Origin of the sequence: Bacillus massiliigorillae (assembly GCF_000380245.2) — a bacterium.
GTDB classification, from domain to species: domain Bacteria; phylum Bacillota; class Bacilli; order Bacillales; family DSM-1321; genus Bacillus_AD; species Bacillus_AD massiliigorillae.
Window position 1 is genome coordinate 3,382,776 of sequence record NZ_HG428741.1, and the last position, 21,177, is coordinate 3,403,952.

General features: G+C 34.8%; 19 protein-coding genes and 2 riboswitches. Of the genes, 6 read left to right on the plus strand and 13 right to left on the minus strand.

Going from position 1 to position 21,177, the window contains the following annotated elements; all coding sequences use genetic code 11:
* Nucleotides 1-104 precede the first annotated feature (104 nt).
* The 9 genes from TX86_RS27040 to TX86_RS15670 all read right to left on the minus strand — a co-directional run bounded on the left by TX86_RS27040 (nucleotide 105) and on the right by TX86_RS15670 (nucleotide 7,718).
* A complete protein-coding gene (locus TX86_RS27040; RefSeq protein WP_195892897.1) occupies nucleotides 105-272 on the minus strand; it encodes a type II toxin-antitoxin system antitoxin in 168 nt (55 codons plus the stop codon).
* Between the two features lie 11 nt (nucleotides 273-283).
* Nucleotides 284-1,150, minus strand: a complete 867-nt coding sequence (locus tag TX86_RS15630; RefSeq protein ID WP_042349803.1) for an SPFH domain-containing protein — start codon at nucleotides 1,148-1,150, stop codon at nucleotides 284-286.
* Between the two features lie 402 nt (nucleotides 1,151-1,552).
* On the minus strand, nucleotides 1,553-2,260 hold the full coding sequence (locus tag TX86_RS15640; RefSeq protein ID WP_042349806.1) for an ABC transporter ATP-binding protein: 708 nt from the start codon (nucleotides 2,258-2,260) through the stop codon (nucleotides 1,553-1,555).
* Nucleotides 2,260-3,042 (minus strand): ABC transporter ATP-binding protein, encoded by a 783-nt coding sequence (locus TX86_RS15645; protein ID WP_042349807.1) that lies wholly within the window; start codon nucleotides 3,040-3,042, stop codon nucleotides 2,260-2,262. Before TX86_RS15645 ends, TX86_RS15640 begins: the two co-directional genes overlap by 1 nt.
* Nucleotides 3,017-3,982 carry a branched-chain amino acid ABC transporter permease gene (locus tag TX86_RS15650; protein WP_042349809.1) on the minus strand — a complete coding sequence of 322 codons (966 nt, stop codon included), beginning with the start codon at nucleotides 3,980-3,982 and terminating at the stop codon, nucleotides 3,017-3,019. Before TX86_RS15650 ends, TX86_RS15645 begins: the two co-directional genes overlap by 26 nt.
* 15 nt (nucleotides 3,983-3,997) lie before the next feature.
* Nucleotides 3,998-4,876, minus strand: a complete 879-nt coding sequence (locus TX86_RS15655; protein ID WP_042349810.1) for a branched-chain amino acid ABC transporter permease — start codon at nucleotides 4,874-4,876, stop codon at nucleotides 3,998-4,000.
* Nucleotides 4,877-4,953: 77 nt separating this feature from the next.
* Nucleotides 4,954-6,144, minus strand: a complete 1,191-nt coding sequence (locus TX86_RS15660; RefSeq protein ID WP_042349811.1) for an ABC transporter substrate-binding protein — start codon at nucleotides 6,142-6,144, stop codon at nucleotides 4,954-4,956.
* 383 nt (nucleotides 6,145-6,527) lie between these two features.
* Entirely contained in the window at nucleotides 6,528-6,716 is a 189-nt protein-coding gene (locus TX86_RS15665) for a hypothetical protein (protein WP_042349812.1), read from the minus strand.
* Between the two features lie 267 nt (nucleotides 6,717-6,983).
* Nucleotides 6,984-7,718 carry a polysaccharide deacetylase family protein gene (locus TX86_RS15670; protein WP_052343693.1) on the minus strand — a complete coding sequence of 245 codons (735 nt, stop codon included), beginning with the start codon at nucleotides 7,716-7,718 and terminating at the stop codon, nucleotides 6,984-6,986.
* 224 nt (nucleotides 7,719-7,942) lie between these two features.
* Between TX86_RS15670 and TX86_RS15675 the strand changes: the two genes are divergently transcribed.
* From TX86_RS15675 to ribH, 6 genes are all read left to right on the plus strand, one after another.
* Nucleotides 7,943-8,746, plus strand: a complete 804-nt coding sequence (locus TX86_RS15675; protein WP_230203627.1) for a C39 family peptidase — start codon at nucleotides 7,943-7,945, stop codon at nucleotides 8,744-8,746.
* Nucleotides 8,747-9,046: 300 nt separating this feature from the next.
* A complete protein-coding gene (locus tag TX86_RS15680) occupies nucleotides 9,047-10,474 on the plus strand; it encodes an MDR family MFS transporter (protein ID WP_042349813.1) in 1,428 nt (475 codons plus the stop codon).
* A gap of 681 nt (nucleotides 10,475-11,155) precedes the next feature.
* Nucleotides 11,156-11,288: riboswitch (FMN riboswitch) on the plus strand.
* A 161-nt stretch (nucleotides 11,289-11,449) separates the two neighbouring features.
* A riboswitch (FMN riboswitch) is annotated at nucleotides 11,450-11,583 on the plus strand.
* A 157-nt stretch (nucleotides 11,584-11,740) separates the two neighbouring features.
* Entirely contained in the window at nucleotides 11,741-12,823 is a 1,083-nt protein-coding gene (gene ribD / locus TX86_RS15685) for a bifunctional diaminohydroxyphosphoribosylaminopyrimidine deaminase/5-amino-6-(5-phosphoribosylamino)uracil reductase RibD (RefSeq protein ID WP_042349814.1), read from the plus strand.
* Between the two features lie 9 nt (nucleotides 12,824-12,832).
* Nucleotides 12,833-13,471 (plus strand): riboflavin synthase, encoded by a 639-nt coding sequence (ribE, locus tag TX86_RS15690; RefSeq protein WP_042349815.1) that lies wholly within the window; start codon nucleotides 12,833-12,835, stop codon nucleotides 13,469-13,471.
* A gap of 20 nt (nucleotides 13,472-13,491) precedes the next feature.
* Nucleotides 13,492-14,682 carry a bifunctional 3,4-dihydroxy-2-butanone-4-phosphate synthase/GTP cyclohydrolase II gene (locus TX86_RS15695; RefSeq protein WP_042349816.1) on the plus strand — a complete coding sequence of 397 codons (1,191 nt, stop codon included), beginning with the start codon at nucleotides 13,492-13,494 and terminating at the stop codon, nucleotides 14,680-14,682.
* A gap of 15 nt (nucleotides 14,683-14,697) precedes the next feature.
* A complete protein-coding gene (gene ribH, locus TX86_RS15700; protein WP_042349819.1) occupies nucleotides 14,698-15,168 on the plus strand; it encodes a 6,7-dimethyl-8-ribityllumazine synthase in 471 nt (156 codons plus the stop codon).
* 303 nt (nucleotides 15,169-15,471) lie between these two features.
* Here the strand turns inward: ribH and TX86_RS15710 are convergent, their stop codons facing one another.
* The 4 genes from TX86_RS15710 to brnQ form a co-directional block, all read right to left on the minus strand.
* On the minus strand, nucleotides 15,472-16,524 hold the full coding sequence (locus tag TX86_RS15710) for an ABC transporter permease (RefSeq protein ID WP_042349821.1): 1,053 nt from the start codon (nucleotides 16,522-16,524) through the stop codon (nucleotides 15,472-15,474).
* Nucleotides 16,521-17,243, minus strand: coding sequence for an ABC transporter ATP-binding protein (locus tag TX86_RS15715; RefSeq protein ID WP_042349823.1), 723 nt, complete (start codon nucleotides 17,241-17,243; stop codon nucleotides 16,521-16,523). The genes TX86_RS15710 and TX86_RS15715 overlap by 4 nt, the downstream gene beginning before the upstream one ends.
* Nucleotides 17,244-17,417: 174 nt before the next feature.
* Nucleotides 17,418-19,313, minus strand: a complete 1,896-nt coding sequence (locus tag TX86_RS15720) for a heavy metal translocating P-type ATPase (RefSeq protein WP_042350547.1) — start codon at nucleotides 19,311-19,313, stop codon at nucleotides 17,418-17,420.
* A gap of 479 nt (nucleotides 19,314-19,792) precedes the next feature.
* Nucleotides 19,793-21,139 (minus strand): branched-chain amino acid transport system II carrier protein, encoded by a 1,347-nt coding sequence (brnQ, locus tag TX86_RS15725; RefSeq protein WP_081707679.1) that lies wholly within the window; start codon nucleotides 21,137-21,139, stop codon nucleotides 19,793-19,795.
* Nucleotides 21,140-21,177 lie beyond the last annotated feature (38 nt).

A 21,177-nucleotide genomic window follows, 5' to 3' on the forward strand; every position in this document is an offset into this window, starting at 1 on the left:
TTAGCTTTTCTCAAAAAAGAATTTAGATTCTACTAACTGTTGCTACAAAAAGAAAAACCCCTTCGATTTAACAATAGCAAAATTGCTAATCAAAGGGATTTTCATTATTCATTCTCTTTATCTTTTTTCCATCTACCGGCTTTCTTAACCGATTCTTTTAAAAGAATTTCAATTTGAGCATTCACACTTCTTAGCTCATCTTCTGCCCACTTCTCAAGTGCATCATATAGCTTAGGATCAATTCTAAGTGGATAAGCTTTTCTTTTAGCCATTGTATCAAGTCCTAGTGGATGCTTCCTGTATTAATAACAGGTTGTGTTCCTTTCTCAGAAACAATTGCAACCATTAAATTATTAACCATTTGCGCCTTTTTATCTTCATCCAATTCTACCACATCTTCCTCGGATAATTGCTCTATAGCGCTTTTTACTAAGCCGACAGCACCATCGACAATGACTTTACGTGCAGAAAGAACCGCCTGTGCTTGTTGTCTTTGTAACATAGCTGATGCAATTTCTGAAGAATAAGCAAGATGCATAATTCGCGCTTCAATGACATCAACACCAGCAACATTTAAACGATTTTGTAAATCCTGAGCTAAGTAATCAGCGATTTCATCACTATTTTTACGCAAAGACATTTCTGTATCTTTCTCAAAATGATCATATGCATACTGACTAGCAATATGACGGATACCTGTTTCACTTTGAATTTGAACAAATTCTTCATAATCTTCTACATCAAATACTGCCTTCGCACTATCAGCTACTTTATATACTACAACTGCGGCAATCTCAATTGGATTTCCTTCTAGATCATTTACTTTTAATTTTTCACTATTAAAGTTAATCACACGAAGAGACACACTTGCCTTTAAAGTTAACGGAATTGAAATCCATAATCCTTGCTCGCGAATAACACCTAAATACGTTCCAAAGAAAGTTAAAACCTTTGCTTCATTTGGCTGAACAATCGTTATACCTGAAAGAATTAATGCTGCAACTATAATCAAAATGACAGGTAAGATTAAGTCTGTTCCAACAAGATCATTTGCATTCGTATAAATCAAAAATCCTGCAACAGCTAAGAGCACTAACGAAACTAAAATTCCAACATAGCCATTAATTTTAAACGCTTTTCTTTCTTGCATGATCTATACCTCCTATATATCAATGTGATATCACTATTATATCATGTTGATATATTTTTTATAATAGGTATAAGCATATTTTTTCTTTTCGATAAAAAACTCTTTGTCCAATCCACGCAAAGAGTTTTTAACTATTATGTATGGTAGGAGTTGATTGGCTGACCCTAACCTCCCTATAAAAACGAATGCCAAGATCAGCATAGGAAAACCCACTCTCCAAGCAATAAATTTTTTCAACACAGAAACTTAAAGTTTCGATTATAGAAAAAGCTGTACTCCTTTTAAATCATCTAACAGGAGACTCGACATCAATGCCATACAAAAAGGCGAACCTCCCGTATGAAGACTCGCCCTTGTTCGTATAGTATATTCTCTACTTTCGAGAATCATAGCTTTGTGTAATTAATGTCCACCTAAATAAGCATTCTTAATCTCGTCACTAGCTGTTAACTCACTAGCATTTCCAGAAAGAACAATTCTCCCTGTTTCAACAACATAAGCTCGATTGGCAATAGAAAGAGCCATATTTGCGTTTTGTTCTACCAACAAAACGGTTGTACCGGCTTTATTGATTTCTTCAATAATGTTGAAGATTTGTTTAACTAGTAATGGAGCAAGCCCCATCGAAGGCTCATCTAGTAATAATAATTTCGGTTTAGCCATTAATGCACGTCCCATCGCAAGCATTTGTTGCTCACCACCAGAAAGGGTTCCCGAAAGCTGCTTTTGTCTTTCAAGTAAACGTGGAAATAATTCATAAACCTTTTTCATTTCCTGCTTAATACCTTCTTTGTCTTTGCGTAAAAAAGCGCCTAATTGCAGATTTTCTTCAACAGACATATTCGCGAAAACGCGTCGACCTTCAGGAACATGAGAGATTCCTAGTTTCACAATCGCTTGAGCTGCTTTTCCACCAATTGATTGACCTTCGTACAGTACTTCACCCTGCTTTGGTTTTAAAAGCCCTGATATAGTCTTAAGCAACGTACTTTTTCCTGCTCCATTCGCTCCGATTAATGTAACAATTTCCCCTTGATTGATTTCCATCGATACACCTTTAAGCGCTTGTATATTTCCATAATATACGTTGATGTCTTGTATCTTTAACATTATGATGAAACCTCCTCGCCTAAATACGCTTCTATTACCTTTGGATTATTACGAATCTCTTCTGGCTTACCTTCTGCTATTAATTGACCACGATCTAATACATAAATACGTTCACAAACTCCCATTACAAGCGGCATATCATGCTCGATTAATAATACAGTGAGGTCAAACTTCTCGCGAATAAAAGCAATTAGCTTCATCAGCTCTTGTGTTTCTTGCGGATTCATTCCAGCTGCTGGCTCGTCAAGAAGTAATAGCTTCGGATTAGCTGCTAGCGCACGGGCAATTTCCAAACGTCGTTGTTGCCCATAAGGCAAGTTCTTCGCTAATTCATCTTTATACAATTCCAAATTAAAGATTTTTAAGAATTCAATAGCCTTCTCTTCCATTTCCTGCTCACCCTTAAAGAAATTAGGCAAGCGAGTAATCGAACTAATGATGCCATGCTTCGCTAACGAATGGTAAGCGACTTTAACATTATCAATAACAGTCATATCCCCAAATAATCGTATATTTTGGAAAGTACGACTTATACCTAGCTGATTAATTTTATATGGAGGAACCTTTCTTAAATTGCGTTCATTTAAGGATACGCTTCCTTCCGTTGGTACATAAACACCTGTTAATAAGTTAAAGAAAGTGGTTTTCCCAGCACCATTCGGACCTATTAATCCAACTAATTCACCAGGATACAGATCCATATTTACACCTGAAACCGCTTTTAATCCACCAAATTGAATGCCAACTGTATCAACTTTAAGCAATGGTTTGGTTGTTGTCATGCTTATGTCCTCCTCCTTTACGCTTAAAGATGCTCGTAAATTCTTTCGTACCCATTAATCCTTGAGGACGATAAATCATCATCACCATTAGTACTAGACTGTAAATAATCATTCGAGTTTCTGGATAATCTTGCAGGAAAGTCGTTACTAAAGTCAGTAATATCGCCGCTAAAACTGAACCTGATAAGCTTCCTAATCCTCCAAGTACAACAAAAATCAAAATATCAAATGACTTCAAAAAGCCGAAATTCGTAGGTAAGATAATATAGTAGTTATGAGAATATAAAGCACCTGCAACACCTGCGAAGAATGCTCCAATTGCAAAAGCTACTACCTTATAATAAGTTGTATTAATCCCCATCGAATCCGCTGCAGTCTCATCTTCTCGCACTGAAATACAAGCACGACCATGCGTAGAGCTTGTAAAGTTTCTAATAACAAGAATCGTGATTAATACGGAAAAGAAAACCCAAGGCCAAGTAGTTAGATGAGAAACCGTCATCCCACTTGCTCCATTCACATAATCCATGTTTAAAAAGAATATTCTAACAATTTCCCCAAAGCCAAGTGTTGCAATAGCAAGATAATCCCCTTTTAAACGTAAGCTTGGAATACCGATAATCAAACCAGCTAAAGCTGCTACTATACCAGCAACAAGTATAGCTACCGGAAAAGGAAGTCCCATCTTCATCGTAATAATTGCCGAAACATACGCCCCAACAGATAAAAATCCTGCGTGACCAATCGAGAATTGCCCTGTAATACCAATAATTAAATGTAAACTTACAGCTAGAATAATATTAATACCGATAGACACTAACATATTCTCATAAAAGGAATTTAATGTTCCACCGTTAATCATGACTTGAATAACCACAAAAAGGATTAATGAAAGCAAGATTGAGAGCCAAAATCCTTTTGTTCGCTTTAATGACTTCATAACTTTGTCTCTCCCTTATACTTTTTCTTTTTTATTCTTCCCTAATAAACCTTGAGGTTTAAAAATCAAAATTAAAATTAGAACAACAAAAGCTACTCCATCACGCCATAAAGAGTACCCGACAGCACTTACTATCGATTCAATAACACCTAGTAATAATCCACCTACCATCGCTCCCGGAATAATTCCGATACCGCCTAGAACAGCAGCAACAAAAGCCTTTAATCCAGGTAAAACACCCATTAACGGCTCGATTTTTATATAATAAACACCAAATATTACACCCGCTGCCCCCGCTAAAGCAGAACCAATAGCAAACGTAGCTGATATTGTGTTATCTACATTAATTCCCATTAATCTTGCTGCATCTGCATCGTAAGAAACGGCACGCATCGCTCGCCCTATTTTCGTTTTTTGTACAGTAATTTGTAAAATAATCATTAATACAATGGAAACTAAAAAGATTAATAACGATTGACTATTAATTGAAACACCAAAGATATCAATATTAGTTGCTGGAAGTACATCAGCTGGGTACGCTTCTGTCTGCGCCCCACGAATATAAATAAAGCCATATTCTATAAACAATGACATACCGATTGCTGTAATTAAAGCCGCAATTCTTGTAGCATTACGGAGTGGCTTATATGCAATTCGCTCAATTAATACACCAAATATCGCACATACAGCCATTGATAGAATAAGTGCAGGTATAAAAGAAAGATCTAATATCGTAATAGAGTAAAAGCCGACAAATGCTCCGACCATGAATACATCACCGTGAGCAAAGTTAATCAGCTTAACAATTCCATATACCATCGTATAGCCGAGTGCAATGAGAGCATATATACTGCCGAGTGAAAGCCCATTAACGAGCTGTTGAATCATTTCCATGTTCTAGTCTCCTTGCTATCCCACATTATTAAACTTAAAATAGGAGGCAAACGTTGCCCCCTATTTGTTCTTAAAACTTATTGTGGTTCAATTTTAGTTTTAAATATTTGAGCTCCATCTTTATACTCAAGAATAGTAGCTGCTTTTACCGGATGATGTTTCTCATCTACAGTATAGTTACCAGATACTAAATCTAGATTTTTTGTTTTCTCTAAAGCGTCTTTAATCTTCACTGAATCAGTAGAACCAGCGCGCTCAATAGCATTCACTAATAAATATACTGTGTCATAGCCAAGTGCGTTAAATGCATCAGGTGATTTACCTTTATACTTGTCGCCAAATGCCTTCACGAATGTTTTAACTTTTTCATCACCATCACCAGAAGAATAATGGTTTGTAATATACGTATTATTCAATGCTTTCTTACCAGCAATATCAACTAGCTTTGGAGAATCCCAACCATCAGCACCCATTAATGGGACATTTAATCCGATTTCACGCGCTTGTTTAATGATTAAACCAACTTCTTCATAATAAGCAGGAATGAAAATAAAATCTGGCTTTTCTGCCTTCAATCTTGTTAAAGTTGCACGGAAGTCTGTATCCTTCGCAACAAATGCTTCAGATGGAATAACTGTTCCACCATTCTTTTTAAACTGCTCTGTAAATGCTGCAGCCAATCCTTTTGAATAATCACTTGAATTATCAATATAAACTGCTGCTTTTTTTACGTTAAGCTCCTTAGTAGCAAAGTTTGCCGCTACAATTCCTTGGAATGGATCAATAAAACTTGTTCTAAAGATAAATTCATTTAATTTTCCATCTTTATACGTGATATCTGGGCTTGTGCCGCTTGGTGAAATTACAGGAATTTTATTTTTTTGAGCAATTTCAATTTGTGCAGTTGTATCTCCGCTTGTTGCGGCACCAATAATTGCCTTTACTTTATCTTGAGAAATCAATTTCAATGCACCAGCTGTAGCTTCAGCTGCTTCTGATTTATTATCGACTTTAATTAATTTAATCTTCTTGCCATCAATACCTTCTTTGTTCACTTCATCAAGAGCAAGGTTTACACCTTCAAGAATAGATTGACCATAAGAAGCTACTCCACCTGAAAGCTCTAGGTTAGCTCCAATTAAAATTGTATCTCCACTATCTTCCTTTGAGCTTCCCTCACCGCTACTCTTGTCTGAACCACAACCAGCTAAGGCTCCGGCTACTAACGATAAAGATAGAAAAATCCCCGCTAGTTTTTTCTTTTTCATGATACCCCTCCAAAATGTTTGATTTGTCTAAATTTACAGACTTTTTTAAATATTACAAAATAACATTTATTAGGAATATATTACATTACAATTACATTTACGTCTATACATTATTTTTATTTTTTGATAGATTATATTATTTTTTCACATAAATGCTAGAATAGGTAGATTCCTACATAATCAATATTTTCATTCGCTAAAACGTTAATTCATTCACGAGTTAAATCGAATTATACTAATAGACAAAAGAACTATATCACTAGATTTAATAATACGGGATTTATTTTCAAATCTTTTTTCTAAAATAATAACCTGTATTGTTTCTAATAAAAAAGAGCAATCCAAATTTCTGGATTGCTCTTTTTTCTTCATGTCTTATAAAGTTACTTCGCTAATTCACGATCACTAACACAATCTTCTTCCACTAATATAATGAATCCGATTAAAGAAACTAAACCTAAAGCAAATGAACCGAATGTTTGAATCATACTTTCATTTACAAATGAATCAATACTATATTTAAATGCCACAATCATCAACAGGAACGTAACAACTTTACCAACTAATTTCATAATTACTCCCACCCCTTGGTTTTATTAAAAAAAGTTATAAAATTTATAAAATTTAATTACAAACCCATTATAATTCATTTTTGATAAAATGTGAATTTTTTTGTGACTGATTTGCATATATTTTTCGAACTTTTTTAAATTACTATTTAATATACTTGCAAAACATTGATTGTTCCGTTATTCACATTACAATTATTCAATATTCAAACTAGAAGGAGATACTCCTTTTCAAAAATCAAGAATTCGAATTTGAGCCGTTCATTTTCATCATTCACCATTCACAATTTTCGCGAAATCATTCATGGACGTTGTATACTTAATATAGATTCGTGGCAAAAGATAAAGTTCGTCTTTCTTGCCCGTCTTAGAATAAAGCTCAGAAATTGTTGTAATTCCATACATATAATACTTCTTCGTTTCATCTATTACTTTTTGATTGAAACTACCATACGGGTAAGCAAGCGCAATAACAGGCTTTCCTGTGATTTGCTGAATTTTCTCTTTAGACTCTTTCAGCTCATATTGCAAATCATCAATCTTCGTTAAATCCGGATGAGTAGCAGTATGTGATTGAATGGATGCCAATCCAGAATCAGCCATCATTTTTAAATCTGATTTTGATAGACGATTTGGTCGACCTATGAAATCTGAAATGACAAAAAAAGTACCTGTCGGCTTAAAATGATTATTTTGTAATTTTTTAAAAATAGTAATGGCATGTAGGTTATTTTTATATCCGTCATCAAATGTAATAAAAATAGGGTTCTCTACGTTACCAATATCATTCCATCTATCAAACGTTAATAATGTATAGCCATGATTTCGTAAATAAAGCATTTGTTTCTCAAAATTCTTAGGCGTTGCATATAACTCCTTCATTCCATGTCCGGTGAACTCATCGATAGAATGATAAATGAGAATAGGTACTTTTTGAACAGCAAACGCTTGCGTTGGTAGAATAAAAATAAGAAGACAAAAAATATATGTAGTAAGTCTCTTCATGAGAATCCCTCACTTTGAGTTTTTATTTAGCTTATTGTGTCACAAACAAAATGTTTTAATCGATATATTTTTTCTGCTTAAAAAGAGAGAGTGAGATAACTACTTTACATATGAATTGTCTTTTAAGGTTTCATTAAGCTAAATTGTTTATAATATACAAAATTCTTCCAGACACGATTTTATTATGAAGAATTTTAAATATAGAAGAAAGTGAGATACACATAATGCTTAAGCGTTTAGTAATGAATAGCCTGTACTTTGGTCTTTTAGCATTGACGGTTGGTGTAGGCATTATTTTTATGATGAATAATTTAGATACTAGCACTAGTCAGGATATACCATCCGAAAACACCGCTATCGTTCGTGAAGAAGAAGAAAGAACATCTATTGAAGTTCCTGAACAAATACATACTAATAACCAAGAGGAAAAAATCATAACCAAAAAACAATTAGATGTTCCACTTATTCAACAACTACCTGAACTCCCAAGAGGTTGTGAGGTTACTAGTTTAGCAATGATCCTCCAATACAATGGTGTTTCTGTTGATAAAATGGAACTCTCTGAAAAAATTACATATGTACCTTTTCAAAAAAATGGTTTATATGGCAATATGCATAACGGGTTCGTAGGAAATATGACGACGTTTGAAGAAAACGGATTAGGAGTTTATATAGATCCCATTATTCAATTAGCTGAATTATATGTAGACTCTAATAGAATTGTTAATCTAACGGGTGAATCAACAGACCAACTATATAAAGCAGTTAAGGAGGGTCACCCTGTTTGGGTGATTACAAACTCCTGGTTTTCTAAATTACCAGATGAAGAATTTCTAAATTGGACTACAGAAGAAGGTTCAATGAAAGTTACATATCGACAGCATAGCGTTGTTATCACAGATTATGATAATGAATTTGTTTATGTAAATGATCCATTGCAAGACAAAAAGAATGTTCCAATAAATAGAGGGGATTTCGAGGCTGCATGGGTTCAAATGAATAAACAAGCAATGTATATTACAAGCTAATGGTTTAGAAAATGACAACCAATTAAATAATAAAACATAAAAAGGCAGTCTCAAAAGCGATTTATAATCACTTTCAGAGCGCCTTTTTTTAGTGAATCCAATTAAGGGAAAATCATGTTGATTATAAATAGTTTTCCCCTATTAGAAACTTCTTTATAATAATCAATATGCTGAATTCAAAGTCAGAATAGTTGCTTCAACCATATGACAAACCAAACTTTATCTACCTATAAATTGGTTAAATCGTATTCGCATAGCCCTTTAAGCAAGGGAAACATTAAAACAGAAGGAGAGGAAAAAATGAATGCGTATCAAAAGAAAATAACAGCAGCTCTACTTATTGCTACTTTTCTTTCTGCAATAGAAGGAACCATTATCAGTACCGCAATGCCAGCTATTGTCCAGAAGCTAGGTGGTTTAGAGCTCATTAGTTGGGTTTTTGCTGTCTATTTATTAACTTCTGCCGTTACAACACCTATATTTGGAAAACTTGCTGATTTATTTGGCAGAAAAAAAGTATTCTTAATCGGAACATCCATATTTTTAGTAGGTTCCATGTTATGTGGACTTGCACAAGATATGGGACAACTAATCATCTTCCGTGCAATTCAAGGAATTGGCGCTGGAGCTGTCGTTCCAATCACTTTTACAATTATTGGAGATATTTTCACATTTGAACAGCGTGCAAAAGTGCAAGGGCTCTTTAGCTCTGTTTGGGGAATAGCGGGTATCTTCGGTCCATTAGTTGGCGGATTTTTTGTTGACTATATTAGTTGGCATTGGATATTCTTCTTCAATATTCCATTCGGCATTATATCAATTTGGTTAATTGCTAAAAACCTAAACGAAAAAATTGAAATAAAAGAACGGAAAATTGATTATGGTGGAGCTTTAACTTTCACAATAGGAACATCAGCCTTACTTTTTGTCTTGCTGACTGGCGGAAATGAAATCGCTTGGAATTCAACTATTATGTATATTTCGGTTGCAGTAGCCGTTCTGTTTTTAGCTATTTTTCTTTTTATTCAAGTACGTCATCCAGAGCCAATGCTACCAATCAAGATTTTCCAATATCGCGAAGTGTCAATTTCTAATCTCATTGCATTTTTGGCGAGTGTCATTCTAATTGGTATTACTGCCTATATTCCTTTATGGATACAAGGCGTTTTACAAAAAGGAGCAATGTTTTCCGGGATGATTTTGATGCCAATGTCAATCGGCTGGCCACTTGGGGCAACCATTGGAAGTCGCTTATTAATTCGCTTTGGTCCTAAAATCATATCGTTCTTTGGTATTCTTTTTCTTGCAATCGGTTCTTTTGCATTAGCTCTCATTACAATATCAACACCTAGCATACTTATTCTTTTTATTATCTTTATTTTAGGTCTTGGATTTGGATTATCTATGACAGTATTTACGATTATTGTTCAATCAGCTGTAAGCTGGAACCTTCGTGGTGTAGCCACTTCTTCCAATACGTTTTTCCGTACTTTAGGACAAACACTTGGAGTTGCTATACTAGGTACATTTTTAAATCAACAAATCAGTGGCTATACAAATGCAGGCGGTGATGTTCCACCAACCATCCTAGCTAATGGACTGCATGGAATATTCATCATACTCGCTGCTATCTCTTTACTATGTATCTTTATTGCTTTTTGGATTCCTAAGCACAATCCAAATGAAAACGAAGCACCTAGTTCACTTAAGCATTCAGAAGGAGAATAAGAAAAGCGCAAACGCCCGTTTAGCGATGTATAGATTAGAGCACTTCGACTGAGATAAAGTCAACACGAAGAGGCAGTAGCCTTTTTCGTGTTGACTTATCGTAGGGAGATGGGCGAAATCTACTAGTCGCTGGGCGCTTGCGCTAGACATCATTCAAAATTATATTCTTTCTTATCTTTCAAGAAAAATTGATTTTTATTTTACTCTTTTTTTTTAATATTATTAGGCTCTCCTGATAACGATCTTCACTCACTTTTAGGAGAGCTTTTTATATCTTTTTAAACCTAACGCACAAATTTTTTATTCTAGTTAAATAATCTATTCGTTATATACTTCTACTTCAAATCTCCTCTACTTAAACGGAGTCATAATATAATCTCAGAAAAATATTTTATTTTTTAATACATAACTTTTTCTCTAATCTATTCAAGTTATCAGTAGGATTTTTCTGATTTAAGGCCTTTTCTTATACTCTCTTTCAAAGTAAAAAATCATCAAATCATTTATTTGCCCATACATTTAAGTTATTTTAGAATAACTTTTCAAGACGCTTTTTCTCCAGTTATATAATTCATAAAAATCACCATATTCTAACTAAATAATACATATAATCCAAAAATTAAAACAAAAACACGATTGAAATGATTAAAACCTAGTGTTATACTTTTCCTAAATTTTAATAGTGTCCTTCGGGGTAGGGTGAAATTCCCAATCGACGGTGATGATATTAAATATCTAAGCCCGTGAGCCTTTTTAGGCAGGATTTGGTGCGATTCCAAAGCCGACAGTATAGTCTGGATGGGAGAAGGATGTATGCGATATGGCTAGCAGTACCTTTTTGTCAAAAAACGATTGACATTAGGTTTATTTCTTGACGCCATAAAATTTATATACTCCCATCAAACTCCTTAGGCTTAGCTATGGAGTTTTATTTATGTGGTTCAATCACATGAAGTTGTAGACAATTAAATATTTGTAGTCCTTCGGGGTAGGGTGAAATTCCCAATCGACGGTGATGATATTAAATATCTAAGCCCGTGAGCCTTTTTTAGGCAGGATTTGGTGTGATTCCAAAGCCGACAGTATAGTCTGGATGGGAGAAGGACGTATGTAACATGGTAACAAGACCTTTTTGTCGAAAAATTAATCGTCATAAGGCTTATTTCGCGATGCCATTAAAATCATACTCTCCCAAAACTCCTTAGGAAAACCCTATGGAGTTTTCTTTATGTAGTTAGAATACTTTACATGATTGGAGGGAAAGAAATGAATCTGGAGTTTTTTATGAAGTTTGCCTTAAACCTTGCATCAGTAGCTCAAGGCCAAACAGCTCCAAATCCAGTTGTAGGAGCTGTGATTGTGAAAGATGGTGAAATTGTAGGTTTTGGTTCACATTTAAAGCCTGGCGAGCCACATGCAGAAGTGCATGCCATCAATATGGCTGGCAGCAAAACAAAAGATAGCACTTTATTTGTTACGCTTGAACCTTGTAATCATTATGGGAAAACACCTCCTTGTACAGAAGCCATTATTGCCGCTGGAATCAAGGAAGTTGTAATAGCCTCGATTGATAAAAACCCTTTAGTAGCAGGTTCTGGTATAGAAAGGTTAAAAAGGGAAGGCATTCACGTTCAAACAGGTATTCTGAAAGAACATGCTGATCAATTAAACGAAGCATTTTTTCATTTTATGAAAACACGAAAACCATTCGTCACATTAAAGCAAGCCATAACTTTAGACGGAAAAACCGCTACCAAAACAGGTCATAGTCAATGGATTACAGGAGAACAAGCGCGACAGGATGTTCATAATGAACGAAGTAAGCACGATGCCATACTAGTTGGAATTGGAACTGTTCTAAAAGATAACCCAAGCCTAACAAATCGAAATGGCAAAACTAATAAACAGCCAATTCGTATCGTGTTAGATACTCATTTACGAACACCTAGCGATTGTAAAATCGTTACCGATGGTATATGCCCTACTTGGATAATTACAGGCTCACACGTTGAAGATTCACAGATTGCTAGATTCCAACAAAGAAATGTTGAAATCATAAAGCTCACTGAATCTACAATTCAAATTGAAGAAGTACTACATCTACTAGGAGAAAGAAACATCACTTCTCTTTATGTAGAAGGTGGACAAACAATCAATGCTAGCTTTTTGCAATCTAAAAATACCAATCAAATTATCACTTACATAGCACCAAAACTAGTTAGTGGCAGTGCTGCACCTAGTATGTTTGCTGACCTTGATATAACGAATATAAACGACGCTTACCCTCTTACTTTCAAAAAAGTAGAGAAAATAGGCGATGATTTAAAAATAACATCAACTTTGAATTGAGGTGAATTCATGTTTACTGGAATTGTTGAAGATATGGGTAAAGTCTCTGCTATGACGCAAGGACCAAATAGTATGCAATTAACGATTCAATCTAGCAAAATCGTAGAAGATGTACATCTTGGTGATAGCATTGCCGTAAACGGTGTATGCTTAACGGTTATTTCCTTCACGAAAGGGTCATTTACAGTGGACGTTATGCCGGAAACTGTTAAAGCCACAAGTATCCAATCAGTAAGAATCGGAAGCGTGGTCAACCTAGAAAGAGCGATGAGTGCAAATGGTCGATTTGGCGGACATTTTGTTTCAGGACATGTCGATGGAACAGGCATTATTCTCCGCAAGCAAAAAAGGGAAAATGCCGTTTACATTGATATTAGAATCGATGAAAGTATAAGCAAATATTGTATTCCAAAAGGCTCCATTGCAATTGACGGAATTAGTTTAACCATCTTTGGAATTGAAAAACAAAAATTAACAGTTTCATTGATTCCACATACGTATGAAAAAACCTTATTAGGACTAAAAAAAGAAAATGATGTAGTCAACATTGAAAATGATTTACTAGGTAAATATGTGATTCATCAAATGGAAAGAAATCATTCAACTACTACCATTTCGAAAGAGTTTTTACTTCAAAATGGATTTTAATGAAGGTGGTGCAAGTATACATGTTAAATACAATTGAAGAAGCTTTAGAAGATTTAAAGGCTGGAAAAATCGTTATCGTCATCGATGATGAAGACCGTGAAAATGAAGGGGATTTTCTCGCTTTAGCCGAGAAGGCTACCCCTGAAACTATTAATTTTATGGCAAAACATGGACGCGGCTTAATTTGTACGCCCATTACAGAAGAATTGGCCGACAAACTGGACCTCCATCCGATGGTGGCGAACAATACAGATAATCATCAAACTGCCTTTACTACAAGTATTGATCATAAAAACACGACAACTGGTATTAGTGCATTTGAACGTTCTGACACCATACTACAGTTACTCAATATTAACGCTAAAGCGCAAGATTTTCGTAGACCGGGGCATGTCTTCCCTCTGATTGCAAAAGAAAATGGCGTTCTTGCTCGCACTGGTCATACGGAAGCAGCTGTTGATTTAGCGATACTATGCGGTTCTTATCCTGCAGGTGTTATATGTGAAATTATGAATGAAGATGGAACAATGGCACGAACGCCAGAACTTATAAACATTGCACTAGATCATCAATTAAAAATGATTACTATTGCAGATTTAGTTCACTATCGCTATAACAACGAAAAAATCGTAAAGAAAGAAGCCTCTGTTCATTTACCGACAGATTATGGTTCTTTTCAACTTATTGGTTATTCAAATTTGCTTGATGATTCTGAGCATGTAGCCTTAGTGAAAGGTGACATTCAGACAGACGAGGCACCTCTTGTCAGAATTCATTCTGAATGTTTAACAGGCGATGTTTTTCATTCAAAGCGATGCGATTGTGGACCTCAGCTTAATCGTGCGTTAGAAATTCTTGAAGAAGAAGGCTCCGGTGTTATTCTTTACATGCGTCAAGAAGGTAGAGGAATTGGATTATTAAATAAACTACGTGCATACGAATTACAAGAGCAAGGCTATGATACGGTTGAAGCAAATGAGAAACTAGGCTTCCCTCCCGAATTACGAAATTATGCTCTTAGCGCACAAATTTTAAGAGACTTAGGCATTGAAAAGGTCCGATTACTAACAAACAATCCCGATAAAATCGATGGATTAACTAAATATGATATCGATGTAGTTGATCGTGTACCTATTCAAATATCCGCAGTAAAAGAAAATGAAAATTATTTAACAACAAAAAAAATAAAAATGGGACACCTATTGTCTTAAAAGGAGATTATTCTAATGGGTAAAGTATTCGAAGCACAATTAATCGGAACGGGTTTAAAAGTAGGTATTGTTGTAGGGAGATTTAATGAATTTATTACAAGTAAACTTCTTGGTGGTGCCATGGATGGTTTAAAACGCCATGGTGTTGATGAAGATAACATTGACGTAGCTTGGGTTCCAGGAGCATTTGAAATATCTTTCATAGCTAAACAAATGGCAGAAACGAACAAATATGATGCTATTATCGGATTAGGAACCGTGATTCGCGGTTCAACAACGCATTATGATTATGTATGCAATGAAGCAGCCAAAGGAATCGCTTCCGTTTCGTTAGAGACAGGTATACCCGTAATTTTCGGAGTGGTAACAACCGAAAACATCGAACAAGCCATTGAACGCGCAGGAACAAAATCAGGTAATAAAGGTTATGATACTGCTGTTTCCGCTATTGAAATGGCTAATTTAAAAGCAATGTTCCGTAAATAACATGAAATCGTATTTGGTCACGCTATAAGAACGTCCCAAAAACAAAAAACAACAAACACCCTACAAAACTAAACATTGGAGGGTGTTTGTTAATAAATTTCTATTGAACTTTTATACTTATATTCTTCGAAAGCCCTCGCAATTTCACTTGATGTGTTAGCGAAACCTTTATCTGCGAACATTTTAATAGCTGTTTCGACAATTTTTCTATTGCTTATCCGTCGTTTTTTTAGACAACTTCTTTTATGCAATAAATGTTCAGACGACATATTCTTTCAACCTTCTTCGTTGCTACATCTAAACTTATAACTTGCGATATTTTTTCAAAGCAAAGATATTTAATATTATGAAGACAATTGCAAAGAAGAGCAGTACGGCAATATCGCTACCTATCTCTCCTAATCCTTCACCTTTATACATAATACCTTTCATAGCATCCGCTGCATAGTAAATAGGCATAACCTTACCTATCATCACCATCCAGTCAGCCATACTATCTGTCGGGAAAATCCCAGCAAAGAATACTTGAGGTATGACGACAATCGGAATAAACTGCATCATTTGAAACTCTGACGATGCAAAAGTAGATAACAGAATTCCTAAAGATAAGGCGACGAATGCAACAATTAAATTTACGAGAATGACATTCCAAATCGAACCTACCATTACGATATCCAATACATTCACGGCGTATAATACAACAATAACTGTTTGAATAACGGCAAAGATTCCATATCCCACTAAATAGCCTGTAATAATTTCGTATCTTCTAATCGGTGTAGAAATTAATCGATCCAATGTTCCTGTCGTACGTTCCCGTAATAACCCAATTCCTGAAATAAGGAATACAAAAAAGAAAACAAAGAAAGAGATTAATATTGGACTTAGTACATCAAAGAACTCTGTATCTTTATCACCATATTCGTATTTCACATCAAAAGTAGGTTGTTGCGGCATTTTCACCAAATTACCTCCCATTATTTGCGCTTGGGCTTGAGAGGATATTACTTGCTTTACTTTCATTTGTAATGCTTTAGCAACGGATGGATCATCATTTTGCAAAATTAATGTCCATTTACCATCATTTATTTGCAGTAATCCATCTAGATTTTTCTCTACGACCATATTTTTAGAAACCGTCTCATACTCTTTAACATCAATACTTGCTTTCTCTAAACCTTTAATTACTTGTTCTTCAACATTATGAACACCTAATTTAGGGTCAACATCATTTCCATTAAACAGAAAATACATCAGTGTCAATATTAATAGCGGTGCAAAGAAAAGCAATGCAAGTGTCCGCTTGTCTCGTAACATTTGCATAGAAATTCGTTTAATCATCGCAATAATTCTCATGATTGTGCACTCCCTGCTTTTAGAAATACTTCTTCTAAACTATCAACGTGATATAAGTTTTTTAATTCTGTTGGCGTACCACCAGTAATTATTTTTCCATCCCGTACCATAGCCAGAGCATCACATTTCTCCGCTTCTTCCATTACATGAGTTGTTACAATAATGGTTTTTCCTTCTGCTTTCAAACGGAATAACTCTTCCCAAATCGACTTTCGCAATTCAGGATCTATACCAACTGTCGGTTCATCTAATATTAGTAATGAAGGATTTTGTAAAAGTGCAATCGCAAGTGATAAGCGGCGCTTCATCCCACCTGAGTAAGCAGATACTCGCTTATTTAATTCATCGGATAAATTAACAACCTCAGCAGCATAGGCAATTCGCTGTTTTTGCTCTTGTTTTTTCAATTTAAATAGGGAAGCAAAAAACTTTAAATTTTCCATTGCGGTTAAATCATTATACAAAGCATCGGACTGTGCCATATAACCGATGTCTTGCAGGACATCCAGATTAGGCATGTTATAATTTAGTACTGTAATCATTCCTGCATCAGGCTTATCCATACCAACTAGCATTTTCACTAGCGTCGTCTTCCCTGCACCAGAGGGTCCAATTAAACCGTAAATCTGGCCCTTCTCAATGGTAATGTTGACATCATTTAAAACCATTTTTTTACCGAAGCTTTTTGTAACTTGTTCGACCTGAATGGTTAATTCCATATTATCCCTCCTAAAAAGTGAGTGATTACTCACATCGATTGTAAAGTAGGTTTCAATTTACTGTCAATTTCATCCTTATGTATTAATACTTATTACTAATCCCCTATTTTCTACGATTAAAACAAAAAATCCGCCTATATTCATAGACGGATTAAATAATTTTTAAATAAATACTTACCAACGCATTGGTTTTAATAGTCTTAAACCGTTTAAGATAACAAGAATCGTACTTCCCTCATGCCCAATAACACCATATGGTAAGCTGATAAATTGTAAGAAATTTGAACAAATAAGTAAGACGATCACTGTTAATGAAAAAATGACATTTTGTTTAATGATTTTGTTCATTTTACGTGAAAGGTGAACAGCCTCCGCTATAAGAGCTAGATTATTCTTCATAAGAACAACGTCCGCTGTTTCAAGAGCCACATCTGTCCCTTCTCCCATCGCAATACCTATTGAAGCTGTTGCCAAAGCAGGTGCATCATTAATGCCATCACCAACCATAGCTACTGTGCCATATTTGGCTTTTAATTTCTTAATTTCATCTACCTTTGTTTCTGGTAAGCATTCCGCAACAAAGCCATCCACTTGACTTTCATCAGCTATAGCTTGAGCTGTTTCCTTTCCATCACCAGTTAACATAAATGTATGAACACCAACCGATTTCAGTTTCTCAATCGCATCAATTGTTTCCTGGCGTACTGTATCTTTTAATGTAATTAGACCAGCGACTCCTTTATCATCACAAGCAAAAACAATGGTTTTACCTTGAGCTGCTAATTGTTTAGCAATGCCGTTTTGAAATATATTCGCTGCTTCTGTTCCAACAAAATCAGCCTTACCTACTTTCCATTCGATACCTTCCAAAATGGCTTTAGCTCCAAATCCTGATATATCCTCAGATGATTCAGGTCTTATTATATTTAATGAACTATGCGCTGCCGCGTACTTAACAATTGATTGAGCTAGAGGATGATTCGAATACTTCTCCACCGACGCTATATGTTGAAGAAAAACTTCCTCTGTTAAATCCTCTCTAAATAGAACGTCCGTTACTTCTGGTTTGCCTTTTGTTAAAGTACCCGTTTTATCTAAAGCAATGGCTTTTAAATTCCCTAAGTTCTCTAAATGAACGCCACCTTTGAATAAAATCCCTCTACGTGCACCGTTAGATATAGCAGACAATGTAGCCGGCATAACCGATGCAGCTAGCGCACAAGGAGATGCTACAACTAATAACACCATCGCACGATAAATGGTTTCATTCCAGCTCCAATCTAGTACATAATGAGGCAAGAACATCATAATAGCAACAACGATTAAAACAACATTTACATAAGTGCCTTCGAACTTCTCGATAAAAAGTTGAGATGGTGATTTCTCACTTTGTGCTGATTGTACAAGTTGGATAATCTTCTGAAACAGTGTTTCTTCTTGTGCTTTCGTAATTTCAACAGTTATTGTTCCTCTTAAATTTACTGTTCCAGCAAAAACTTCATCATTTACATCTTTTGTAACAGGAATGGACTCACCTGTAATAGCCGCTTCATCAATATTTGTTGTACCTTGAATAATCATTCCATCTGAGGGTACACGTTCCCCAGCTTTAATTAAAATATGATCGCCAATCTTCAAATCCGAAACCGCTATAATTCTTTCTTCGCCTAAATGATTGATAAGCATAGCTTCTTCAGGCTGCAAATCCATTAAAGCAGAAATTTCTTTATGACTTTTATTCATCGTATACGTTTCAAGTGCACCGCTTAAAGAGAAAATAAAGATTAAAATAGCACCTTCCGTCCAATATCCAATAATAGCTGATCCTACAGCTGCTAAAATCATCAATATTTCCACGTTTAGCTTCTTATCTTCAATTGTTTCCGTAATACCTTCTTTTGCCTTCGCATATCCACCGATAATGAAAGCTAATAAGTAGGTAACAATGGATGTTGTTTCAAAATTATTTTTAGATAATAGCCATCCACTTAAAATTAATACACCACTCACTAAAGCAGCTATCAACTCAATATGTTCATGTAATTTATTCCAAATATTTAACTTCGACATGTCCGCTTGCCCCAATTAAAGCCCCTCCTTCAATATTATTTATCTCGTTCTACTAATAATTTCCGGTGAGTAAATTCTCCATCAATCAACGTTTAATCTTATCTTAAATTATCCATTCTCATTTAGAATCAAATTATTTCATAACAAAACAATAACAAATGAAAACAAAAGAGTCAATTTAATTGATAATATATAACTCTAATTGATAATGGATTATTAAAATTAAAAGATTTTAATACTAAGTAAGAATATAACATTTTATAATAATTATCATTTGATACATATTATTTTTTAATTTTAAATAAATATTAAATTGTTAGAATAAAAAAACAAGCCTATGGTATCTACCATAGACTTGTTTTTTCTTATCATTTCATAAAGTAACGAAATGACTAACTTTAGACGACGTTCCTTTGAATCAAGATATTTTGATTCAACAATTCTTTCTGTTGAATCCTACTTAAGAATAATAAAGAAAATTAGTTAATAGTTTTTTGCTCAGTAACAGTTACTTTACCACTATTAAAGTTCATGAAATAACCTAAGATTCCTCCCACTACAGCTGGAAGAGCCCATCCTAACCCTACTGAATAAAGTGGTAATGCAGAAAAAATATTATTAACAGCTTCAACTCCATAATCAGCGGCATTTAATCCATCAAAGAAACTCACAATAAACGTTAAAGCGAGACTCATAATATATACTGAAGATCTTCCTTGGAAGAATCGATGTAAAAAGGTTAAAACAATTAAGCAAATCGCTAGTGGGTAAATAGCTACCAATACAGGAACTGAAAAAGCAATCAATTTCTCTAATCCTACATTCGCAACAATAGTACTAAAAACAGAAAGCACAATCGCAAAAGTTGTATAGGATACGCTTGGAATTAATTTATTAAAGTACGCAGAACACGCTGTTACTAACCCTATACTTGTTGTTAAACAAGCTGCAATTACAATAACTCCCAAAATAATTCTTCCATATGAACCGAAGTAATGACTAGATGCTGCAGAAAGAATTGCTCCACCATTGTCTAATCCACCAACTTCATTAATACTTGCTGCACCTAGGTAAGCAAGACCAGCATATATAATAGCTAATAGACCAGCAGCAATCAGTGCTGATTTCAAAGTATTAGTCATGATTTGCTTCTTTGTTACTGCGCCTCTTTCTCTTACAGCATTAATTACGATAATACCAAATACAAATGCTGCTAAAGTATCCATTGTTAAATAACCTTCTTGGAAACCTTTAAAGAATGATGCGTCAGTATATTTCGTATTTGGGGCACCAAAACCGCCCATTGGATTAAAAATTGCCACTCCAATTAATACAGCAATTACAATTAATAGAATCGGTGTTAATACCTTACCAACAATATCTACAATTTTCCCTGGCTTCAATGAGAAGATGCAAGTAATCGCAAAGAAAATAATTGTGAAAATAATTAACGGCGTACTGCTTGTAGTATCTCCTAATAATGGCTTAATACCTACTTCATAAGAAACAGTACCTGTTCTTGGAATCGCAAAGAATGGTCCGATTGTCAAATATAACACAGTCGTGAAAACCAAACCAAATATTGGATGTACTCGACTAGCCATTGAATATAAATCTTCTTTTCCTGAGAAACCAATTGCTAGTACACCTAATAGAGGTAATCCCACTCCAGTTACAATAAATCCAAATGTTGCTGACCATACATTCGTTCCAGCCATTTGTCCCATTAATACTGGAAAAATTAAATTACCAGCTCCAAAAAATAATGCAAATAACATAAAACCAATTGCTACAGTTGATGTAAAATCACTCTTACGCTGCTTCAAAATGAGATCCTCCTAAATGATAATTTATTATTACGTTT